At 60.8% G+C, this 20,668-nt stretch carries 19 protein-coding genes; 13 read left to right on the plus strand and 6 right to left on the minus strand.

The window, feature by feature from the left end; translation table 11 throughout:
- Positions 1–57 precede the first annotated feature (57 nt).
- The 4 genes from PG900_RS04325 (at position 58) to PG900_RS04340 (ending at position 4,609) form a co-directional block, all read left to right on the plus strand.
- Positions 58–2,442, plus strand: coding sequence for a phage/plasmid primase, P4 family (locus PG900_RS04325; protein ID WP_270830988.1), 2,385 nt, complete (start codon positions 58–60; stop codon positions 2,440–2,442).
- Between the two features lie 642 nt (positions 2,443–3,084).
- Positions 3,085–3,495, plus strand: a complete 411-nt coding sequence (locus PG900_RS04330; RefSeq protein WP_270830989.1) for a hypothetical protein — start codon at positions 3,085–3,087, stop codon at positions 3,493–3,495.
- 165 nt (positions 3,496–3,660) lie between these two features.
- On the plus strand, positions 3,661–4,065 hold the full coding sequence (locus PG900_RS04335; RefSeq protein WP_270830990.1) for a DUF5681 domain-containing protein: 405 nt from the start codon (positions 3,661–3,663) through the stop codon (positions 4,063–4,065).
- Positions 4,055–4,609, plus strand: coding sequence for a hypothetical protein (locus PG900_RS04340; protein WP_270830991.1), 555 nt, complete (start codon positions 4,055–4,057; stop codon positions 4,607–4,609). The genes PG900_RS04335 and PG900_RS04340 overlap by 11 nt, the downstream gene beginning before the upstream one ends.
- A gap of 124 nt (positions 4,610–4,733) precedes the next feature.
- Here the strand turns inward: PG900_RS04340 and PG900_RS04345 are convergent, their stop codons facing one another.
- Positions 4,734–5,510: a hypothetical protein gene (locus PG900_RS04345; protein WP_270830992.1), complete on the minus strand. Its 777-nt coding sequence runs from the start codon at positions 5,508–5,510 to the stop codon at positions 4,734–4,736.
- A 223-nt stretch (positions 5,511–5,733) separates the two neighbouring features.
- Positions 5,734–6,945, minus strand: coding sequence for a beta-ketoacyl-ACP synthase I (gene fabB, locus PG900_RS04350; protein WP_270830993.1), 1,212 nt, complete (start codon positions 6,943–6,945; stop codon positions 5,734–5,736).
- A 90-nt stretch (positions 6,946–7,035) separates the two neighbouring features.
- On the opposite strand from fabB, the gene mnmC reads away from it, so the two are divergent.
- Positions 7,036–9,054, plus strand: a complete 2,019-nt coding sequence (gene mnmC, locus PG900_RS04355; RefSeq protein ID WP_270830994.1) for a bifunctional tRNA (5-methylaminomethyl-2-thiouridine)(34)-methyltransferase MnmD/FAD-dependent 5-carboxymethylaminomethyl-2-thiouridine(34) oxidoreductase MnmC — start codon at positions 7,036–7,038, stop codon at positions 9,052–9,054.
- 82 nt (positions 9,055–9,136) lie between these two features.
- Here mnmC and PG900_RS04360 read toward each other — a convergent pair whose 3' ends face one another.
- A complete protein-coding gene (locus PG900_RS04360; RefSeq protein ID WP_161785100.1) occupies positions 9,137–9,736 on the minus strand; it encodes a DUF922 domain-containing Zn-dependent protease in 600 nt (199 codons plus the stop codon).
- 335 nt (positions 9,737–10,071) lie between these two features.
- On the opposite strand from PG900_RS04360, the gene dcuC reads away from it, so the two are divergent.
- The 5 genes from dcuC (at position 10,072) to PG900_RS04385 (ending at position 16,543) form a co-directional block, all read left to right on the plus strand.
- The gene (gene dcuC, locus PG900_RS04365) at positions 10,072–11,424 is read left to right on the plus strand and encodes an anaerobic C4-dicarboxylate transporter DcuC (RefSeq protein WP_016350497.1); all 1,353 of its coding nucleotides are present in this window, start codon (positions 10,072–10,074) and stop codon (positions 11,422–11,424) included.
- Positions 11,425–11,554: 130 nt separating this feature from the next.
- Complete coding sequence (locus PG900_RS04370) at positions 11,555–13,213, plus strand: bifunctional metallophosphatase/5'-nucleotidase (protein WP_270799070.1); 1,659 nt, start codon at positions 11,555–11,557, stop codon at positions 13,211–13,213.
- A gap of 195 nt (positions 13,214–13,408) precedes the next feature.
- Positions 13,409–15,052: a hypothetical protein gene (locus PG900_RS04375; protein WP_029303209.1), complete on the plus strand. Its 1,644-nt coding sequence runs from the start codon at positions 13,409–13,411 to the stop codon at positions 15,050–15,052.
- Between the two features lie 141 nt (positions 15,053–15,193).
- Positions 15,194–15,697: a M48 family metallopeptidase gene (locus PG900_RS04380; protein WP_041217502.1), complete on the plus strand. Its 504-nt coding sequence runs from the start codon at positions 15,194–15,196 to the stop codon at positions 15,695–15,697.
- Between the two features lie 24 nt (positions 15,698–15,721).
- The gene (locus tag PG900_RS04385; protein ID WP_270799067.1) at positions 15,722–16,543 is read left to right on the plus strand and encodes a DUF2927 domain-containing protein; all 822 of its coding nucleotides are present in this window, start codon (positions 15,722–15,724) and stop codon (positions 16,541–16,543) included.
- A gap of 135 nt (positions 16,544–16,678) precedes the next feature.
- Here the strand turns inward: PG900_RS04385 and PG900_RS04390 are convergent, their stop codons facing one another.
- Positions 16,679–16,927 (minus strand): DinI family protein, encoded by a 249-nt coding sequence (locus tag PG900_RS04390; RefSeq protein WP_011705785.1) that lies wholly within the window; start codon positions 16,925–16,927, stop codon positions 16,679–16,681.
- 255 nt (positions 16,928–17,182) lie between these two features.
- Between PG900_RS04390 and PG900_RS04395 the strand changes: the two genes are divergently transcribed.
- On the plus strand, positions 17,183–17,452 hold the full coding sequence (locus tag PG900_RS04395) for a type B 50S ribosomal protein L31 (protein WP_010634187.1): 270 nt from the start codon (positions 17,183–17,185) through the stop codon (positions 17,450–17,452).
- Positions 17,449–17,574 carry a type B 50S ribosomal protein L36 gene (gene ykgO, locus PG900_RS04400; RefSeq protein WP_005300174.1) on the plus strand — a complete coding sequence of 42 codons (126 nt, stop codon included), beginning with the start codon at positions 17,449–17,451 and terminating at the stop codon, positions 17,572–17,574. Before PG900_RS04395 ends, ykgO begins: the two co-directional genes overlap by 4 nt.
- A gap of 50 nt (positions 17,575–17,624) precedes the next feature.
- On the opposite strand, the gene PG900_RS04405 is transcribed toward ykgO, so the two are convergent.
- Positions 17,625–18,491 carry a pirin family protein gene (locus PG900_RS04405; RefSeq protein WP_270799065.1) on the minus strand — a complete coding sequence of 289 codons (867 nt, stop codon included), beginning with the start codon at positions 18,489–18,491 and terminating at the stop codon, positions 17,625–17,627.
- 123 nt (positions 18,492–18,614) lie between these two features.
- On the opposite strand from PG900_RS04405, the gene PG900_RS04410 reads away from it, so the two are divergent.
- A complete protein-coding gene (locus tag PG900_RS04410) occupies positions 18,615–19,520 on the plus strand; it encodes a LysR family transcriptional regulator (protein ID WP_270799064.1) in 906 nt (301 codons plus the stop codon).
- Positions 19,521–19,614: 94 nt separating this feature from the next.
- Here PG900_RS04410 and araC read toward each other — a convergent pair whose 3' ends face one another.
- Positions 19,615–20,526, minus strand: a complete 912-nt coding sequence (gene araC, locus PG900_RS04415) for an arabinose operon transcriptional regulator AraC (protein ID WP_044799840.1) — start codon at positions 20,524–20,526, stop codon at positions 19,615–19,617.
- Positions 20,527–20,668: the final 142 nt, after the last annotated feature.

A 20,668-nucleotide genomic window follows, 5' to 3' on the forward strand; every position in this document is an offset into this window, starting at 1 on the left:
TTTCCATCATTCAAAAAACGGGTCGCACCCCGTCTCTCTCATAGAAGCAGGATCATTATGGACAACAACTCCCAGATGCTCAACTCTTTTCCCTTAGAATCCCAACTGGCCGAGCATATGCCTGTCGCCGCATTTTGCCACCAGAATTGGGTCTGCTGGCGTGCAGTACCACAAGCAGGCGGCAAGACAAAAAAGCTGCCTATAAGCCCAATAACGGGCGGGGCCAACAGAAATAACGAACCGTCGGACTGGGGCTCATTCCAGCAGGCTTGTGACTATCTAGCGGCAAACCCTGGCCTGGCCGGCCTCGGCTTCGTGTTTACTCAAGAAACCGGCATGTTCTTCGTGGATATCGACGACGCGCTACACGACGGCAAGTGGAACGACATCACCAACGAGCTGATCGCCCGCCTCCCAGGAGCATTCGTCGAAGTGTCACAATCCGGACGCGGCGTCCACATTATTGGCACTGGCACCCCGCCAGCCGGGCGTCGTTGTAAATCTGCTGCAGGCTTTGATATCTACCCAGGTGAGGGCGGCAACCGCTTTGTTGCCCTTACCGGCACTCAGGCGACTGGCATTGATGGCACCGACCTGCAAACAGAGCTCAACGCCATCTTTGATGACTATCTCGGCGAGCGTGTGGTTATTAGCGAAGTAGATCTGACCGAAGGGCCACGCGAAGACTGGTCTGGCCCAGAGGATGACGCAGAGCTGCTCAAGATGGCGATGCGATCCGCTTCCATGCGCAGCCGTTTTGGCGCCGGAGTCACTTTCAAGCAGCTTTGGGAGTGTGATGAGGACGCGCTTGGCGTAGCCTACCCGCACGACCAAGGCACCGAACCGTTTGACCATAGCCGGGCCGATGCCGCGCTCCTGCAACACTTGGCCTTTTGGACAGGATGCAACGCCGAGCGCATGGATCGACTGTTCCGTCAGTCGGGCCTGATGCGTGACAAGTGGGATGAGCGCAATTATGCAGAGACCATCATAAGAAAAACCATCGGGTGGCAGGTGGAAGTTTACCAAGACGCAGCCAAACGCACTCAAGAGGCTGCCGGCAAAGTGGCACAACCTCCTGTTGTACAGGATTTCGAGACATACGATCCTGGATGCGGATTTGCTGGGACTGGAGATCACGAAATCGACGCCCGCGCAGTGCTTACCGCTTCACACGGGCGCTTGGCAATCGAGAATGCGGGGGCTTTACGATGGTGGAATGGGCGGGCTTGGCAGCGAGCAGAGGATCGCCATGTGAAACGAGTTATAGCTAATGCGATGACAGGAGCAGGCGCAAAGACCAGCAGCGGTCGGATCAATGGCACAGCCGACGTTCTCAGGATCCTTGCCCCCTCCATGCCGAGCACTCAGATCACCCGCAACGTATTTTTCAATAACGGGGCTCTCGATCCGCTCACCGGTGCTATAACCCCCCATAGCCCGGCGAACGGCAACACCTCGACACTGTCCGTCGAATACATCCCCGGTGTGCGCCCCGCAGTATGGGAGAGATGGTTACTAGACCTGTTCGAAGGTGAACCCGAGCGCGTTGAGCTACTACAGGAAATGATGGGCTGGTGCCTGTGCAACGACAATCTCGGCATCCAAAAGGCGATGTGTATTGTTGGGCCAAAACGCGCGGGTAAGGGAACTGTGCTCAACGTGTTGCAAGCACTCCTTAGCCCTGAGCAGGCCTCCCCTTTTGAGTTCTCCACCCTCAACGACTGCAAGACTTTGGCTAGTATCAAGGACGCCCAAGTCGCCATAGATGCGGACGCAGGCACCCCCAAGCGCGACGATGCGAGGGGCGTGAGAGAATGCTTTTTGAAGATCACCGCGGGGGATGCCATGAGCGTAAAAATGCTTTACACGCAAACCCCATGGACAGGGCGGGCGACTTGCAAAATATTGACCGCCTCTAACCGCCTGCCTGGCGATTTTGACGACTCGGGTGCGATGGCGGGCAGATGGATCCCTCTAGTGTTCAGCAAAACATTCTTTGGCAAAGAAGATCCGGCTCTTTTAGAGAAGCTAATAGCCGAGCTACCAGCTATTGCAGCTTGGGCCGTCGAAGGGCTGCGCCGGCTGGCAGTTCGCGGGCGCTTCGTACTGCCCGAGAGCTCGCTTAGTGCTATGGACAGCATCGAGAGTGCGGCAAGCCCCCTGCTAGAGTTTGTGGAGGAATGCCTACTGATCGAGGCTGACGGTAAGGCTAGCAGCGAGGCGATCTATTCCGCATACGTGTTATGGGCCGTGCGGGCCGGTATCACAGTGCGCATGGATCGGAGGGCTTTCCTGAAAAGTCTGGCCGAGACATTGCAGGGGAAAGGGCCGATGAGCAAAAGCATAAGAATTGATGGTGGCGTGAAGCGCGGTTGGGAAGGTGTCCGGATACGAGGGATACCGATGGCTCCGGATAACGTGATACCACTCACCGCATAATGATGAGACCCGGCCACTGTGCCGGGCTTTTTTTTGTAGCACTTTGTAGCACTTGTAGCAGATGAGAGCCCACACAATGGGCGACAGAGTTATCGTATCTTTAATTCTAGTTATCGTAACTTTAACGGCCTCGGTCTAGCGGGTTGGGTGTAGCGCTACAGTAGCGCTTTTGTAGCGCGGGGAAAATCCCACGGAAGCCGCGCCACATAAGGCCTCAGCTAGTTTTGTAGCACTTGTAGCGCTTTTTTCTAAAAAGTATTTATTAGGGCTATATATGAGGGTGCCTAGCAGTGTGATAGAGAATCACAGAATAGTTTATGGAACTGGTGCTACAAGTGCTACAGCGCTACAAGTCCCCCTCCCCTGTGGCCAAACCTGCCATTTGAAGCGTGAATTCCCGCTCCCAACGTTAACCCAGCCGCTAGCGGACTCCTGCAATGCAAGAGTGAGAACCTGGGCGCCGCGGCCCTCAAATTGAGGGCGGACTCCCGCTCCCAACGTGCCCCCGATGCAATCTCAATGGCACCCCCTGCCGCCGCCATGCTCAATAATTTTATAACGCATTGAAAATAAATAAGTATTTCGGTTTACAGTAATGAGCGGTTAATATGTAGTCACACCCTTGAGAAAGTGGAGACGACCATGGATCACATAACCGCCTACCGCCAGCGCCTGACGGAGAAGGGCTACCGTCAAACCTCCCTATGGCTGCACGAGGGCACCCTCTCATCCCTCGATGCGATGGGCTACCGATCACGCGCCGCCGCCATAGAGGCGCTCTTGCTGACCACTGGCAGCGACCGCAATTGCCCCGCCCGTCTGGCCCTCAGTGGTGCAGAGCACGAGACTCTTGCAACACTCGCCCCGATGACCTTGGAAGCCATCAGCAAAGCAATGAGCGGGCCATGTAACCCGGTGCTCGCTGCACTGGTAGAAGCCAACTTGGCCCAAACCCTCTTCGCTCAAAAGCGTGGCGACACGTCCAGAGAAGCGTGGAGACTCTTTCATCGGTTCGGCGAATGGCTGAAAAATGCAGGAGGGATGCAGGCATGAATTTGTTGATACCCCTCGACGTGATCAAAGAGTTGCTGAATGACGGGCCTATCCCTTCAGTTCTCGAGGACGTGATCCACTTTCACCTCCTCGAGCATCATGCCAGACACCCCCGGCTCACTCGCCCAGTTCTGCGAGAGTTTCATCAAAAGAGGAGTTCCGCCGATGGCACAATTTAAACCGGGGCAGAGCGGGAACCCGGCGGGCAAGCCCAAGGGGGCCGTAAGTGCACGAACTAAGTTACTCAGGGATGCCAGCCTGCCCACCCTCAAGGCGGTGATCGAGAAAGCCAAATCGGGCGACTTGCAGGCTGCCAGTCTAGTCCTAGATCGGACAGTGCCTAGGTTAAAGCCTGGCGTCGAACCTGTCGCGATAGTTGACGACGCTGACGCCGAGATGACACTCACCGAGAAGGCGCTGGCGGTCAGCAACGCCATCCTGCAGGGTCGCCTCGACCCCGTGGTCGGCGCCCAGGTTCTCACAGCCATGGCGGGCGTGGCCCGAATCGCAGAGATGGACGAATTGAGCAGACGCATAGAACAGCTGGAGGGAAGAAGCGATGGTCACTAATGTGAGAAGCAGATTAGCAAAGTTGGAAGAAGCCAGACCGCAACGGGAGGTTGTGCCGGAGATTCTGGACACGGACACCCCCGAGCAGGCAAGCAAAATATACAAGCAGCTAGTCGGGATACGCGGGCAGCTTCGCAAAGCGTCACCTGATGAGCAAGCCGAAATCGACAATATGACAGAGGCGCAGGCTAGCGAAATGTACTATGCCGCCGTCCCATATGCTCGCCGTGAATCTGTCCCGGTTGTCGTCGTTAATGCTGAGGGCCCACATGCACCCGTCAGCGTGAGCGATGATGATCGGGGCATCCAATCAGACGCCTGGGCCTGGCTCGATGACGCCGGCACTTGGGAGGCGGCCCACCCCAACGGCCCGGCATATGCGGATCGCCACGAGATGCCCGCGCCGGAGGAATACGCCCACGTTTCGGCCGAGCTGCGCGAAGCCCTCGATCTACCACCTATCAATGAGCAACCCGAACCGCCGCCACTTGTGGCGATACCAGAGGAACCGATCAGCGACGACGACAACTGGCTGATGCTGTAACAAGAAATGTATTGGGGAATTGATATCGGATAAGGGAATACAAGAAGGGGAAGGCGCTCATCGGATAGGAGTCTGAGCGCCTTGCACTATCAGAAATCGGGACACGCTAGCATGAATACATTAATCATTCTTGTTGGCCTAAAGCTGCTTTCCGAGCCTTACGGCGAGCTGAACGCGCAACTGCGGCTGACACTGTCACTTTGCGCATGTCAGAGTTTTCGCTGTGACCAGCACGCAGAGTCGAAGCTAAAACCCCGTTGGAAGCAGCCCTTTCTGTTGCAAGTGTCATATCGCCACCTTTGATAGTATTAAGCATTTGTTCTGTTCGCATACGTAAGTACGCTATGTATTGGTCATCTAGAGCCAGCACATCATAGCCCACTGTAGAGTGACCATAAAGTTGATTGGCGCGCCAAACTTTTCGAGTAACTGCCCCACCAGAGCTAGGGTCTTTATGCGCAGCATACTGTATTGAGCCGACGATGTTACACCCTTTTTGACTTAGTTTCTTTTTTCGACAACCAAAATAGTGAAAAAAGTCACAGGCATGCTTACCACCTGTCCCCAAGTGGACGAAAGCAGAGTTCCTCAGATTATAGAATGCGCCGTCAGTTTCAATGATGCTCCCGTCATGTTCGGCCACTGCCAAGTACACCATTTCTTCCCCACTCTCAGACAAGCGCGCTGTGATGGCGATGTAGTCTTCTTCGCTGACGACTTCAAGAATGTGAGCTTGCTCCAACAAGATTGGTAATTCATCCCCAGCAAAAAATGAGATCTCACCGTCGAATTGGATGTATTTTCTGGACAACGTATCGTCAACTGCCTTACCCCAACCTTTCGGGGTCCACAGGGAATCGACTGACCAAAAATGAGAAGAAATACCAAAAACAGTTGTCATAACAGAGTGATGGCGCCGATGCAGACATTTTTTTTGATCATAAAGGAGCGGAGTCCATACGTCACTCGCTATATGTATTGCATGTCATTTAACTCTTTCCATCCTAAGTCGCACTTTAAATAAAAAGCCCAGCGTGATAGCTGGGCTTTTTTGGGGTATATGACGGGGTGTCGACATAAATTAAAACTAAAAAAACCCCAATAACATCAAATAGTTATCAGCCTTACACCTTGAACTTGCTGAACACCAGGGAGGCGTTGGTCCCGCCAAAGCCGAAGCTGTTGGACATGACGGTATTGAGATCCGCCTCTTCGTACGCGCGCACGATGGGCAGGCCTTCGGCCTTCTCGTCCAGGGTCTCGATGTTGATGCTGGGGGCGATGAAGCCGTGTTCCATCATCAGCAGGGAGTAGACGGCCTCGTGCACGCCGGCAGCCCCCAGGGCATGACCGGTCATGGCCTTGGTGGCGGAGAGCTTGGGCGCCTTGCTGCCAAACAGGGTCTGGATGGCCTCCAGCTCCTTGGTGTCACCGACCGGAGTGGAGGTACCGTGGGTGTTGATGTAATCCACCTTGCCGACACCCTGCATCGCCATCTTCATGCAACGCACCGCGCCTTCACCGCTCGGCGCAACCATGTCGTAGCCATCGGAGGTGGCACCGTAACCGGTGATCTCGGCATAGATGTGGGCGCCACGGGCCAGGGCGTGTTCCAGCTCCTCGACCACCAGGATGCCGCCGCCACCGGAGATGACGAAACCGTCGCGATCCGCATCATAAGTACGGGAAGCTTTTTCCGGGGTGTCGTTGTACTTGGTGGACAGAGCGCCCATGGCATCGAACTGGATAGTGGAAGACCAGTCCAGCTCCTCGCCGCCGCCGGCGAAGACGATGTCCTGCTTGCCGAGCTGGATCAGTTCCAGAGCGTGACCGATGCAGTGGGCAGAGGTGGCGCAAGCGGAGCTGATGGTGTAGTTGACACCCTTGATCTTGAACGGGGTGGCCAGGCAGGCGGAGGTGGTGGAGGACATGGTGCGCGGCACCATGTAGGGGCCCACACGCTTGACGCCCTTCTCACGAGCGATATCCGCAGACTCGGAGGTGTTCTTGCCGGAGGCGCCACCGGAGCCGGTCACGATACCGGAACGCTCGTTGGACACCATCTCTTCCGGCAAACCGGCGTCTTCGATGGCCTGTTGCATGGAGAGATAGGCATAAGCCGCTGCATCGCCCATGAAACGCATGACTTTACGGTCGATCAGTTCAGACGGGTCGAGTTTGATGTTACCCCAGACACGGCTGCGCAGGTTGTACTGTTCGAACTGCTCGGAATAGGTGATGCCAGATTTGCCTGCTTTCAGGGAGGCCAGCACTTCTTCCTTGTTGTTGCCGATACTGGAGATGACGCCGATACCGGTGATCACTGCTCTTCTCATTAATTCATCTCGTCTGGAAAAACTGGCGCCAAGTCTACCCGCTTTCGGCTGCCAAACTGGTCTGCTTTCACGTAGAATGCCCGCGATTTTGTGACGCGAGCAGAGGAAAACGTGAGTCAAACATCCTTACATCATGCCCGATTGGACTGGAATGAAGCGGGAACTCCAGTCTCCAGTGAGTTCGGGGATGTGTACTTTTCCAATGATAACGGTCTAAGTGAAACCCGCTACGTCTTTTTGCAGCAAAATCGGCTGCCAGCGCGATTTTCGCATCACGATAGTGACATTTTCGTGATAGGTGAGACAGGTTTCGGCACAGGTCTTAACTTTCTGGCGACAATGGCCGCCTTTCTGGAACAGGCGCCCCAATCCGGCAACGGTGCCCGCCTCCACTTCATCAGCTTCGAAAAATACCCGCTGACCCGGGAGGATCTGCGCAAGGCGCTGGCCGCCTGGCCCGAGCTTGCCACCTTCAGCCAGCCCCTCATCGCGCAGTGGCCGCTGCCCGTCGCAGGCTGTCATCGGCTGCTCTTTGCCGGCGGGCGGATCCGGCTCGACCTCTGGTTCGGCGACATCAAGGAGATGCTGCCCCAGGTGCCCCACCCGGCAGACGGGCTGGTGGACGCCTGGTATCTGGATGGCTTCTCCCCCGCCAAGAACCCGGAGATGTGGACGCAAGCATTGTTCGACGGCCTGGCCCGCCTCGCGCGTCCCCACGCCACCATCGCCACCTTTACCTGTGCCGGCTTCGTGCGCCGCGGCCTGATTGCCGCAGGTTTTGCCATGCAGAAGGTGAAAGGACATGGCAGCAAGCGGGAGATGCTGGCCGGGGAGCGCGCAGAGAAACAGCCACAGCAGACCATCGCCCCCTGGTATGCCAGACCTGCCGGCCGCGCGGGCGAGGTGCTGATCATCGGTGGCGGCATCGCCTCGGCCATGACGGCGCTCTCGCTGGTGGAGCGGGGCCGCAGGGTGACGCTCTTGTGCCAGGATGGCGAGCCGGCGACCGGCGCCTCCGGCAATCGGCAGGGAGCCCTCTACCCGCTGCTCAACGGCGAGCACGATGCCCTGTCGCGCTTCTATTCGCTGGCCTTCGGCTTTGCCAGAAACCGACTGCTGGCCTTGGCGGAGCGCCACCCCATTGCCTTCTCGCTGTGCGGCGTCACCCAGCTCGGCTATGACGACAAGTCCGCCGCCAAGCTGGCCAAGATGGCGCAAGGCCCCTTCCCGCCCGAGCTGATGCAGGTACTTTCCGAGCCAGAGGTGGAGCAAGTGGTCGGCCTGCCCTGCGGTCACGGCGGCGTCAGCTATCCGCAGGGGGGCTGGCTCTGCCCGGCGGATCTCACCCGCGCCGCCATCCAGGAGGCACAGGCCAGCGGGCTGCTTGAGGTGGTTTTCAATACCGAGGTGGTCGCCATGGCTGAACAGGCCGATGGCTGGCTGATCGAGAGCCGTGATGGGCGCCGCTGGCAAGCCCCCAATCTGGTGGTGGCCGCCGGCCATCAGTTGCCTGCGCTCATCCCCTTTGCCGAACTGCCGCTCTACCCGGTGCGCGGCCAGGTGAGCCATGTGCCGACCTCGGTGAACTTGAGCAAGCTCAATACCGTGCTCTGCTACGATGGCTACCTCACCCCGGCCCACCACGATCACCACTGCATCGGCGCCAGCTATGGCCGCAACCAGACCGACCTCGGGTTTCGCGCCGACGAGCAGGCCCAGAACCAGGCGCGGCTGCAAGCCTGCCTGCCGCAGCAGAGCTGGCCCGCCGAGGTGGATGTGAGTGGCAATCAGGCCCGGGTCGGTGTGCGCAGTGCCAGCCGGGATCACCTGCCGGTGGTGGGGCCAGTCGCCAGCTTGACCAAGCTGGCGGATCACTACGCCGGGCTGCAGGGCGATCAGCAAAACGCCGCGCCGTTGCCGCTGCATCCCGGTCTCTATGTGCTGGGGGCACTCGGCTCGCGGGGACTCTGCTCGGCGCCCCTTTGCGGCGAGCTGCTGGCCAGCGAGATCTGTGGCGATCCGCTGCCGCTGGCGGCCGATCTGCTGGAGGCGCTCCACCCGGCCCGCTACTGGGTACGCAAGCTGCTCAAGGGCAAGCCGCTCCAGTGAGCGCTAAGGTGCTCGGCAAGGCGCAACAACAAAAAGGGCTCCCCGACGGGAGCCCTTTTTGTTCGATCAAATCCTGTCGGGCTCAGATGCCCTTTGGCCAGTTAAGGCCCAGCTTGCGACCGTGATCGGTCTGCTGCTGCAACTGGCTGAAACGCTGGCGCGAGCTGGCCAGTACCCCCTGCCCCCGTTGCCAGGCCTGATATTCCAGGGCGGCGCAGTCTCGCTCCACCGGCAGCTGCGCCAGCTGGATGCCGAGCTGGCTGACGCTCTCCAGCAAGATATCCTTGTGGCGGCTCTCGTAATCAAACATGGCGGCCACCAGCTTGTCCCACTTCTGGCGCTCGGCAGCGGAGGCCTTGGCCTTGTCCATCCAGTTCGGCACCATCACCTTGATCCGGGTGGTGACCCTGACTTGTTCCAGCTCGCAGCGCTGCGCCTCGGGACGGGTCTGCAACTGCCAGGAGAGTTGGTAGCTGGCCATGCCGATGTGGCCGTTGGCCCGGGCAGTGCCCGCGCTGGTCATCTGGCGCGCCAGGCTCGCCACGTCCGGTCCGGAAACCCGATAAAACTGAAAGTCGACCTTGATGTCAGGCACCGCCTTGATACCGGTGTAATGGGAACTCTCGGCCCCGGCCGTGGCGGCGAACAACATCAATGCCACCATGAAAACTTTGCTGACCATTCCCATCTCTGCTGCCTTGACCTCGTTGCTGGCGGGGTTGTTATTTTAATTAATAATCAACGCATTAATACTCGAAGCAGGAGATTAACCGCGATCCCCGCGACTGTCACCTACTCCCGTCACAAAGCCTAAGTGTCAGGTTGACAAGTCGCAACCCCGCACCGCCATTGATTTGCAAGCAAGATCACAAGTGATGCGCAACATCATGGTGAGATACCCCTTATTGGATAATAATCGCCGAGTTTTATGTCGATACATTTCGGGATTGGCCAGATTAACCTCCAAGTTGACGCCAGGAATGCATCCACCTTCATTCGTACTCAGGAACTCACTCTATGATGGAACTCCTTATCGGCACCCTGGTCACCCTGGCTGTGGGTCGCTACATCTTCAAGGGCTACTCGGCCACCGGGGTGTTGCTCAGCGGCGGCTTGCTGCTGCTGGCGATCACCGCCCTGATGGGCAAGGCGGTACTGCCCACCAGCGTCACCTCCACCGGCCACGTGGCCACCGACATCTTCGAATACGTGCGCTTCCTGCTGGTGGATCGGGGCGGTGGTCTCGGCATGCTGATCATGGTGCTGTGCGGCTTCGCCGGCTACATGAGCCACATCGGCGCCAACACCATTTTGGTGAAGCTGGCCAGCAAGCCGCTTGGCATCATCAAGTCCCCCTACATCCTGCTGGTTGCCGCCTATCTGGTGGCCTGCGCCATGTCGCTGGCGGTGAGCTCCGCCACCGGTCTTGGTGTGCTCTTGATGGCCACCCTGTTCCCGCTGATGGTCAACATGGGGATCTCCCGTGGCGCCGCGGCGGCGGTGTGCGCCTCACCGGCCGCCATCATCCTGGCCCCCACCTCCGGGGACGTGGTGATGGCTGCCCAGGCCGCCAACATGGAGCTGCTCGATTTTGCCTTCAAGCTGACCCTGCCCATTTCGCTGGTGGCCATCGCCGCCATGGCGGTGACTCACTTCTTCTGGCAGCGTTATCTGGATCAGAAGGCCGGCGAGCACAACGAGGCGGTCGCCCCGAGCGATCTCATCACCGATGCCCCCGGCTTCTACGCCATCCTGCCCTTCACTCCCATCATCGGGGTGCTGCTGTTTGACGGCAAACTCGGGCCCAAGCTCGACATCGTTACCATCATCGTCATCTGCCTGGTGCTGGCCGCCCTGCTGGAGCTGGCCCGCAAGCGCAACGGCAAAGAGCTGCTGGACGGGCTGCAGGTGTGCTGGCGCAGCATGGCCGACGCCTTCGCCGGCGTGGTGATGCTGCTGGTGGGTGCCGGGGTGTTTGCCCAGGGGCTGATGGGGCTCGGCTTCATCGCAAACCTCCTGGATCTGGCCCAGAGCTTTGGTACCGGCGGCATCGTCATCATGCTGGTGCTGGTGGTCATCACCACCCTGGCCGCCTTTACCACGGGGTCCGGCAACGCCCCCTTCTATGCCTTCGTGGAGCTTATTCCCCATCTGGCCACCAGCCTCGGCGTCAACCCCGCCTATCTGGTGATCCCCATGCTGCAGGCCTCCAACCTGGGCCGCACCATCTCGCCGGTCTCCGGAGTGGTGGTCGCCTGTGCGGGGATGGGCAACCTCTCTCCGTTCGAAGTGGTCAAGCGCACCTCGGTGCCGGTCGCGGTCGGCCTGCTGGTGGTGATCCTCGCCACCCAGATCATGGTGCCTGCCTAAATTGGCCGGGGCTCCCTGAGCGGCTGCCCCGCCTCTCCCTCGCGCTACCAGCCCGGCCTGCCGCCGGGCTGGTATCTCCCCCCACCATTGGAGTAGACTCGGTGCTCTTTTTTCTCTAAGGAGGACCGAGATGAGTATTACGGTTCAACTTGCCCACTTCAGTGACTGCCACTCCCATTTCGATGGCGCCCCCATGCGCTTCGCCCCCGCAGGCGAGTCCGAGTGGCGCACCCAGTGTGGTGGCTACCCCCGCATCCTGACCCGGCTCAACACCTTGCGCCGACAAGCCGACGCGGCGGGCCAGACCTGCCTGTTCCTGCACGGCGGTGACACCTTCCAGGGCTCGCTCTATTTCAACCGCTTCAAGGGGCGCGCCAACGCCGACCTGCTGAGCCTGCTGCGACCGGACGCCATGGTGATCGGCAATCACGAGTTCGATCTGGGCAACGGGCCGCTGGTGGAGTTTTTGCGCCAGCTCGATTTTCCGGTGCTGGCCGCCAATCTCGACAGCAGTCAGGAGCCCGCCGATGCCCCGCTGCGGCTGCGCGGCCTGCCCCAGTTGTATGACGCCAGCCGTCCCTGGCACCGGCGCATCATCGACGGCGTGCCTTTCGCCCTGCTCGGCATCACGCTGCCGCAGATGGCGGCCATCGCCAGCCCCGATCCCCATACCCGCTTTCACGGCATCGAGCAGACCCTGAAGGCCGCGCTGGCAGAGATCAAGGCCGCCGGCATCCGCCACATCATTCTGCTGAGCCACCTGGGGCTGGAGCAGGACAAACTGCTGGCCAAGCATTTCCCCGAGCTCAGCCTCATCATCGGTGGCCACACCCACAGCCTGCTCGGGGATCTGGCGCCGCTCGGTCTGGCGAGCGAGGGCAGCTATCCGCTGATGCGAAACGGCGTCGCCATCCTGCACGCCGCCCACAGCGCCCTCTGCCTCGGAGTGTGCGAGCTGGCGTTTGACCAGCACGGCCGGGTAGTGCGCAGCCGTGGCCAGCTGGAGTGGCTGCCCTGGCAGCCCTGGCCGTTTGCCTCGACGCCGCCGGCCGGGCTGCACTTCTGCGAGCCGGCGCCAGAGCTCGAGCAACTGCTGGCCAAACGCTACCGGCCCGAGCTCGAGACCATGACCCAGCGCATCGTGACCCGCCTTGGCGGGCCGCTGCACCATCAGCGACTGCCAGATGCCAGCCTGCCGGCCGGCAGCCAGGTGGCCCCCCTGGTGGCCAGCGCCATGCTGGCCGGGGCCCGCGAGCAGGTCGGTCAGGTGGACTTCGCCCTGCACAATGCCGGCGGGGTGCGCTGTTCCCTCGAACCCGGACCGCTTAGCGAAGCGGACATCGCCGGCCGCCTGCTGCCCTTCGCCATCCCGCTCACCCTCTATCGGGTGCACGGTCATGAGCTGGCCGAGGCGCTGGAGGGGGCCATCGACAACGCCACCAACAACGGCGTGACGGGCAATGGCAGCGGCAGCTTCCCCTATACCGCCGGAGTGCGCTTCTGTTATCAGGCGGACCAGCCCAAGGGGCGCCGGATCACGCGGCTGGAGTGGGAGCGCGCCCCCGGCCAGTGGCAGCCGGTCGAGGCCAATGCCATCTATCGGGGGGTTTCCAGCGCCTACACCGCCTCCGGCAAGGAGGGCTATACCGCGCTGGCCCGCACCCTGACCCAGCACAACCAGGAGCTCGGCATCACCCTGGCGGATGCCTTCATCCGCTGGGCCCGCTATCTGCCCGAGCTCGCCGCTGCGCCGGCACTGGTGGAGTATCAGGGGCCATCCACCCGGTAAGGATCTGCCGGGCCCCTTGGCGGTGGCCCGCCAGATCGCTTTAGCCGGTTTTGTCAGAAAACGTGCCGCTTTCATGCCGTAAAGCGGCACTTTTACAAATTATTTCAAGCACATTCCCCTCGCCCATTGCATCGTGCTGTCAGGCTCGGCAAGATAGGCCCGCTTTCGAGACTTCCCAGCAGGAACAGGTCACCCATGAATCATGCCATCCGTTTTACCCCTCCTCGCGTCAATCCGGGCCTGCGGCCGCTGGTGATCCTGCTCACCGGTTTGCTGGCCTTGCTGTTCTGCCTGCGCAACCCGCTGTTCCACGGCATGGCGCCAGGTTTCGACGCCTCGCTGTTTGCGGTGATGGGCAAGATGTGGAGCGAAGGGGGCGTGCTTTACCGGGACATGATCGACATCAAGGGCCCCATGATCTTCGCCCTCGACGCCCTCGGCTACGGCCTTGGCGGCTTCTTCGGGATCTGGCTGCTGGAGTGGGCACTCTGCTGGCTGGGGCTGCTGGCCAGCTGGCAGGCGTTTGGTCAGCTCGGCCTCTCCCTGCGGGCCCGGCTCGGCAGCATGCTGGCGGTACTGGCGCTCTACGGCACCCGCTACTACTACGGCAACATGACCGAGGACTGGACGTTCCATCTGGCCCTCATCGCCCAGTGGGCCTTCATCACCATGCTGCTGGACAAGCGCTGCAGCTGGGGACCGGCGCTGGTGGCCGCGCTCACCTTTGCCATCGTCGCCTGGATGCGCACCAACAACGGCGCCTTCTGGGGTGCCTGGTATCTGGTGCTGTTCTGCCACTGGTGCCTGCGCGAACAGTGGCGCTGCGCCCTCTCCCTGCTCTGCTCCAGCCTGCTCGGGCTGGCACTCGTCGGCGGCCCGCTGCTGGCCTACTTCCAGCATCACAACCTGCTGGCCGAATTCAAATACTATGCCTTCGACATCTTCTTCGAGGGGAGCTACGGCAACGGCTTCTCGCCGGATGTGGGCAGTGTCGGCCTGCTGCGCACCGGTCTCATCATGCTGTTGCCCGCCTTCATCGTGCTGATGATGGGGCGCCGTCAGGAGTGGTATCTGCCGGCCCTGTGCGCCACCCTGTTTGGGGTCATCTTCACCCTGATCGCCAACTCGGTCTCCGGCCACGTGTTCGATCACTACGATGTGCTCTATCTGCCGCTGGCCCTGTTGCCGCTCGCCTGCCTGCTGGATCGCAGCGAACAGCAGGCCGATGGCCTCGGCCTGCTCTGCATCTCCCTGGTGGTGCTGACCGCCAGCTGGCTGCTGGCCCAGCAGCTCGGTTACGGCTGGAGCACCAAGGAGTGGTCGCTGGAGCGGGTGCGCGAAGTGCTCGGCAACAGCCTGTTGTGGGCCCTGCCGGTGCTCATCCTGGTGCCCCTGTGGCGCGCCTGGGATGTGCGCAGCGCCACCCCCTGGCTCGCTTCGCTCGCCATGCTGGCCCTGCTGCTCAACAACGCCTGGGAAGGCACCCTGAAGGGCACGCCGTTCAACCCGCCGGCCCAGGTGCGGGTCGATCGGATCAAGGCCGAGACCAGCCCCACCGACAAGATCTGGGTGGATGGCATCCAGCCACAATATTACCTCTGGACCGATCGCCAGCCGGCCTCTGCCTACCTGTTCTTTGCCAACGTCAACCCACCCTACGACGTGCGTGAACGGGTGCTGGCCGACCTCAAGCGCCAGAGTCCCAAGTTCATCATCGCCAAGCCGGATCGGGTGGCCGATGAGCTCAAGAAGCCGAGCTCCCCCTCCAGTCTCGCCTTCTATCAATACCTGGTGAGCCAGTATGAAGAGGTGGATCCGGGCCTCTATCGCAGACGCTGAGCCCCCCTTGACCGAAAAGGGCCGTCATCCCGCGATGACGGCCCTTTTCATTGTACCAACGCAGGCAAGGCCCGAAACGGTAGGCAAGCGGCGACGCGCTGACTACAATGGCGCTCTTTTGATATGACGAGTAATGCAGACATGGCGGAACTGACCTACCTCGGTGGCTACCCCGAGCCCCTCAAGGCCCAGGTGCAACAGCTGATCGCGGCGGGCAAGCTGGGGGACGTGCTGGCCAAGCGTTATCCAGAGACCCATCTCATCCAGAGTGACAAGGCGCTGCTCGCCTACACCATGGAGCTGAAGAACCGCTACCTGAAAAGCTCGGCGCCGCTTGCCAAGGTGATCTTCGACGGCAAGATCAACGTGATCAAGGATGCCCTCGGCCTGCACACCTATGTGAGCCGGGTACAGGGCAGCAAGCTCAAGGCCAAAAACGAGATCCGCATCGCCGCCCTGTTCAAGGAGGCCCACCCGGCCTTCCTGAAGATGATCGTGGTGCACGAGCTGGCCCACCTGAAGGAGAAGGATCACAACAAGGGTTTTTATCAGCTCTGTCAGCATATGGAGCCCGACTATCATCAACTGGAGTTTGATCTGCGGCTCTGGCTCACCTGGCGCGATCTCGAACGGGCCACGCGCTGATCCCGACTGTTTCAAGGAGGAGACATGACTTCATTGCGCCGTTATCTTGCCGTGCGCCACTCAGGCCGGCGCCGGCCGCTCGGCCGCTGGCTGGGGGCGCTCCTGTTGCTGAGCCCCTGGCTGCAGGCCGCCGAGCGTTGGCAGAGCGATGCCTATCTCACCGAGAGTTTCTTCGAGGTCGCCATGAAGCGGGAGTACGGCCACGAACAGAACGTGCACTTCTCCCGCTGGGAACAGCCCATCCGGCTCAAGCTGGTCAACGAATTTGGCGACAAGGCGCTGCAAAGCGAGGTGGTCAAAGTACAGAGCCAGCATCTGGCCGGCATCATAGGCCGTCCCATCGTCCTGGTCAGCGAGCGGCCCAACATCACCCTGATCATGACTGAACGAGCCAAGATGGCGAGCTGGGCCAAGCGCACCATGGGGCAGGATGCCTCCGTCAAGACCGCGCTCAAAGAGGGGCTCTGCATGGCCAACTTCACCACCAATACCCGCCGTGAGATGGCCCGCGCCACCATCATCATTCCGGTGGATTACAGCCGGGCCAAGGGGCGCTTTCTCGACTGCGTGGTGGAGGAGCTCACCCAGGTGATGGGACTGCCCAACGATTCGGACAAGGTGTTCCCCTCCATCTTCAACGACAACAGCATCGACAGCTTTCCGACCGGGCTCGATTACGTGCTGCTCAAGCTCGCCTATCACCCGGCCCTGCAGGCCGGCATGACGGCCAGCGAAGTGCGGGTCGCCCTACCCGTCGCCCTCAAGGCACTGCGTGCCAGCGGCGACATCGCCCAGGCCGATCAGCGGGTGCAGATCAACAGTCTCAAACGCTGGGCAGGGCTTTGACGGTTGAGGATCAAAGGCTGAGTGCTGACGCACCATCCGCTCGGGCTCTCATCCCAGCAGCAACAAAAAACGCAGCCGTGGGCTGCGTTTTTTGTTCGACAAGAGAGGCGCTGGATGAGAGCCCGGCCACCAGGCTCAGGAGGCAACACTCTCCGGCATCCAGCTGTCGGCATTCTCCCACACCTCCTGCACCATGGCTTCTGCCAGCTCCTTGTCCTCCTTGCTGGCGCGGCTGACCGTCAGCGCCATGGCGCTGCCGGGGGCGACCCGCACATGCAGGTCGGGGAACTTCTCGCCCAGTTGCTTGAGCAGCTCCTGACGCAGCGCCTCCATGGTCGAGGTGGGCACCTGATGTTTTTTGTCGATGATGATTTCCAGACGCATAGGATACTTCTCCATGATTTATAACTGTATTTTTATACAGTAAAAATCAAAAGTAAAGTCCGTCATCAACCTCTTGTTGCCAACCCTGCTGCGGCATCACCAAACCCGACCGGTTACCCCGCTTGCCGGAGAGGCAGAACCTCGTTCGGTCTATCGCCCCTGCATCACACAAGACAAAAAATTGTTGATATCTATTCTCAACAAAGGCATGATTTATTTGTTATGTTATAACAATTAAATCATGAGGCCAACATCATGCGTCCCGACATTCACCCCGAGTACCGTCAGGTTCTGTTCCACGACCTGACCGCCAATACCTATTTTCTGGTGGGTTCCACCCTCAAGACCGATCGCACCAAGCTGTGGGAAGACGGCAACACCTACCCCTATGTGACGCTGGATGTCTCCAGTGCGTCACACCCCTTCTATACCGGCAAGCAGAAGCAGGTCAGCAAGGAAGGTCAGGTCGCCCGCTTCGGCCAGCGTTTCGGTCAGTTCTTCAACAAAGGAAAAGCGCAGTCATGAAAGTCCTCTCTTCCCTCAAATCGGCCAAGTCGCGCCACCCCGATTGCCAGATTGTCCGCCGCCGCGGCAAGCTGTTCGTGATCTGCAAGAGCAACCCCAGGTTCAAGGCCCGTCAGCGCTGATCCGCAGCCTCATAAAAACAAGGCCCTCATGGGAGGGCCTTGTCCATTTATCACTCCGGCATCACGCCGAATCTGCCGCTGTTGAAATCATCAATGGCCTGCACTATCTCCTCATGGCTGTTCATCACGAAGGGGCCGTGACCCACAATGGGCTCCTCGATGGGCTCGCCGCTCAGCAGCAGCACAGTAACGTCACTGTTTGCCTCGATCATGACCTGCCGCCCTGCCCGATCCAGCACCACCATCTGCGCCTCCCGGGCGATGGCACTGCCGTTGACCTGTACGGTCCCCTTGAGCACGATGAGCGCGCCGGTCCAGCCTTCGGACAACTCGAGTGTGCTGACACTGCCCTGCACCAGATGCAGATCCCAGACATGCAGCGGACTGAAGGTATGAGCCGGGCCACGGCCCCCCTCAAACTCGCCGGCGATGACCCGCACCGACCCCGCGTCGTTGGCCAGTGCCACCGTCGGAATGTCGCCCGCCAGGATGGGCTGGTAACCGGGCGGCGTCATCTTGTGCCGGCTCGGCAGATTCACCCACAACTGCACCATCTCCAGCTCACCGCCCGACTCGCTGAAGGCCGGGGCGTGAAATTCCTCGTGCAGGATACCGGCGCCGGCGGTCATCCACTGCACATCGCCTGGGCCTATCACGCCGCCCTGACCGGTCGAATCCCGGTGCGCCACTTCGCCCTTGTAGACAATGGTCACCGTCTCGAAACCGCGATGGGGATGCTCACCCACCCCGCGCGGCCGGCTGGTCGGCGTAAAGTTGGCCGGACCGGCATAGTCGAGCAGCAAGAAGGGGCTCAGCTGCTTGCCGTGGCTGTTGTAGGAGAAGAGAGAGCGTACGGGAAAGCCGTCGCCTACCCAGTGAGGACGGGGTGCGCTGTAAACACCGAGGATCTTTTTCATCTGTCGCTCCTGACATATCCGGTGGAATTGAACACTGGAGACAGCATAGTTTCGAGACGAACGGGTGGGTAGACTGCTAAATTGGGCATCAGCGTCCTATTTTTGGAACGATGAGAGCACCCTATGCAGGATCTGAACGATCTCTACTACTTCGTCCAGGTGGTGGATCACGGCGGTTTTGCCCCCGCCGGCCGCGCCATCGGCATGCCCAAATCCCGCCTCAGCCGCCGGATAGCACAGCTCGAAGAGCGGCTCGGCGTGCGGCTGCTCCAGCGCTCGACCCGTCAGTTTGCGGTGACCGAGCTGGGCCGCACCTATTACGAGCACTGCAAGGCGATGCTGGTGGAGGCCGAGGCGGCGCAGGCCGCCATCGAGATGACCCGGGCCGAGCCCTGCGGGCTGATCCGCATGAGCTGCCCCATCGCCCTGTTGCACACCCATGTCGGCCCCATGCTGGCGGATTTCATGGCCCGTCACCCGCAGATCAGGGTCGAACTGGAAGGGACCAATCGGCGGGTCGACCCCATCGCCGAAGGGGTCGATGTGGCCATCCGGGTCAGGCCGCCGCCGCTGCAGGACAGCGAGCTGGTGATCCGGATACTGGCGCAGCGTCGCCAGTGCCTGGTGGCCAGCCCGGCACTCGTCGCACAACAGGGCTTGCCCGCCGCGCCGGCGGATCTGCACGGCTGGCCCAGCATGGGGTTGGGAGCGCCGCGGCAGCACTATGTCTGGTCGCTGTTCGGGCCGCAGGGGGCGCATGCCGACCTCACCCACCAGCCCCGCTTCGTCACCACCGACATGGTGGCGCTGCGCAGTGCGGCGCTGGCCGGGGTCGGGGTGGTGCAGTTGCCGCTGTTGATGGTGCAGGAGCAGCTGACCGCCGCCACCCTGGTCAAGGTGGTTCCCGCCTGGGAGCCTAAGCCCGAACTCATTCACGCCGTGTTCCCCTCACGGCGCGGCCTGCTCCCCTCGGTGCGGGCCCTCATCGACTATCTGGTGGAGCGCTTCACCGCCATCGACGAGGAGTGATGAAGAAAGCAGCGGCCCCCTGCCCCAGGCAGCCACCCCATCATGGGGTGAATGCTGAAGGGACAAGATAGGCCGCAGCCTCAGGCAAGAGGGGTCACAGCGGGGTGGCACACTTGCGGTATTCGGTGGGGCTCACCCCCACCCGCTTTCGAAACACCCGCGAGAAGTAGAGCTGATCGTCATAGCCCACCTGCTGGCCGATGGTGGCCACCGACAGCGGCGTGGTCTGCAGCAGCAGCTTGGCCCGCATGATCCGCTGATCCTCGCGCCAGCGCACTATGCTCACCCCCACCTGCTCGCGAAACAGGTGAGCGAGGCGCGAGGGGGACAAGAACACCTGCTCCGCCAGCGCCTCCACCGAGATCTCGGCGCAGAGCGACTCGCTTAAGATCTGGCACGCCTGGTGAACCCGGTGGTCGATGGCGGGATAGGCATCCAGGGAGGAGGCTTCGTAGCAGCGAATGAGCAGCCGCTCCAGCAGGTTCATGGCGAGCTGCTCCGACATGGGCCGCAGCTGCTGGTGGGTCTCTTCGATATCGAGGAACAGGGCATCGAACTCGGCGAGCAAGGCGGCATCCGCCAGTTGCAATCGCCCCACCCGCTCCGTCACCTGCGGCCACTTGAGCCAGTCGGCCCAGTAGGCCCGCGGCCGGAAATAGACCCAGCGGTGGTACCACTCCTGCGCATCCGGTGCCCGGCCGTAATGGTGCACTGCCGCCGGCGGAAACAACAGCAGATCGCCGGGTTCCACGGTGAAGGCCTGCTCCCCTTGAAAGATCTGCCCCTTGCCCCTGATGGTCAGATTGACGATGAAGCCCTTCATCCCCTGAGGGCGGTCGATGATGAAGTCGAGCGCACTCCCCTGCTCTATGGGGGTCATGCCCGAGACCAGGAAGACATCAAAGGCATAGCCCGGCAGCAGGGGGTTGAGTTGTTTCGGCTTCTCTTTTTGCATCGAGGACATGGCGGAAAACAGCGCTTGGGTAAAAAAATCGGCTTGGGCCATTGTAAAGACTCACCTTGGGAACGCGCTATCCGGCGCGTGGCGCCGTGTGAAATTGGTGAACTGGCTCACAACGGGATGTGTCGTGCGCCATGGGGTAACCCTCTGCAGGCCCGCAGCGCGCGGGCCTGCACCGGTCGGACAG

This window comes from Aeromonas sp. QDB03 (genome assembly GCF_027707985.1).
GTDB lineage: Bacteria > Pseudomonadota > Gammaproteobacteria > Enterobacterales > Aeromonadaceae > Aeromonas > Aeromonas hydrophila.

Coding starts and splice junctions, on each gene's coding strand:
- PG900_RS04325 (WP_270830988.1), top strand. CDS start 58: ATGGACAACAACTCCCAGATGCTCAACTCTTTTCCCTTAGAATCCCAA.
- PG900_RS04330 (WP_270830989.1), top strand. CDS start 3,085: ATGGATCACATAACCGCCTACCGCCAGCGCCTGACGGAGAAGGGCTAC.
- PG900_RS04335 (WP_270830990.1), top strand. CDS start 3,661: ATGGCACAATTTAAACCGGGGCAGAGCGGGAACCCGGCGGGCAAGCCC.
- PG900_RS04340 (WP_270830991.1), top strand. CDS start 4,055: ATGGTCACTAATGTGAGAAGCAGATTAGCAAAGTTGGAAGAAGCCAGA.
- PG900_RS04345 (WP_270830992.1), bottom strand. CDS start 5,510: ATGACAACTGTTTTTGGTATTTCTTCTCATTTTTGGTCAGTCGATTCC.
- fabB (WP_270830993.1), bottom strand. CDS start 6,945: ATGAGAAGAGCAGTGATCACCGGTATCGGCGTCATCTCCAGTATCGGC.
- PG900_RS04360 (WP_161785100.1), bottom strand. CDS start 9,736: ATGGTCAGCAAAGTTTTCATGGTGGCATTGATGTTGTTCGCCGCCACG.
- dcuC (WP_016350497.1), top strand. CDS start 10,072: ATGATGGAACTCCTTATCGGCACCCTGGTCACCCTGGCTGTGGGTCGC.
- PG900_RS04370 (WP_270799070.1), top strand. CDS start 11,555: ATGAGTATTACGGTTCAACTTGCCCACTTCAGTGACTGCCACTCCCAT.
- PG900_RS04375 (WP_029303209.1), top strand. CDS start 13,409: ATGAATCATGCCATCCGTTTTACCCCTCCTCGCGTCAATCCGGGCCTG.
- PG900_RS04380 (WP_041217502.1), top strand. CDS start 15,194: ATGGCGGAACTGACCTACCTCGGTGGCTACCCCGAGCCCCTCAAGGCC.
- PG900_RS04385 (WP_270799067.1), top strand. CDS start 15,722: ATGACTTCATTGCGCCGTTATCTTGCCGTGCGCCACTCAGGCCGGCGC.
- PG900_RS04390 (WP_011705785.1), bottom strand. CDS start 16,927: ATGCGTCTGGAAATCATCATCGACAAAAAACATCAGGTGCCCACCTCG.
- PG900_RS04395 (WP_010634187.1), top strand. CDS start 17,183: ATGCGTCCCGACATTCACCCCGAGTACCGTCAGGTTCTGTTCCACGAC.
- ykgO (WP_005300174.1), top strand. CDS start 17,449: ATGAAAGTCCTCTCTTCCCTCAAATCGGCCAAGTCGCGCCACCCCGAT.
- PG900_RS04405 (WP_270799065.1), bottom strand. CDS start 18,491: ATGAAAAAGATCCTCGGTGTTTACAGCGCACCCCGTCCTCACTGGGTA.
- PG900_RS04410 (WP_270799064.1), top strand. CDS start 18,615: ATGCAGGATCTGAACGATCTCTACTACTTCGTCCAGGTGGTGGATCAC.
- araC (WP_044799840.1), bottom strand. CDS start 20,526: ATGGCCCAAGCCGATTTTTTTACCCAAGCGCTGTTTTCCGCCATGTCC.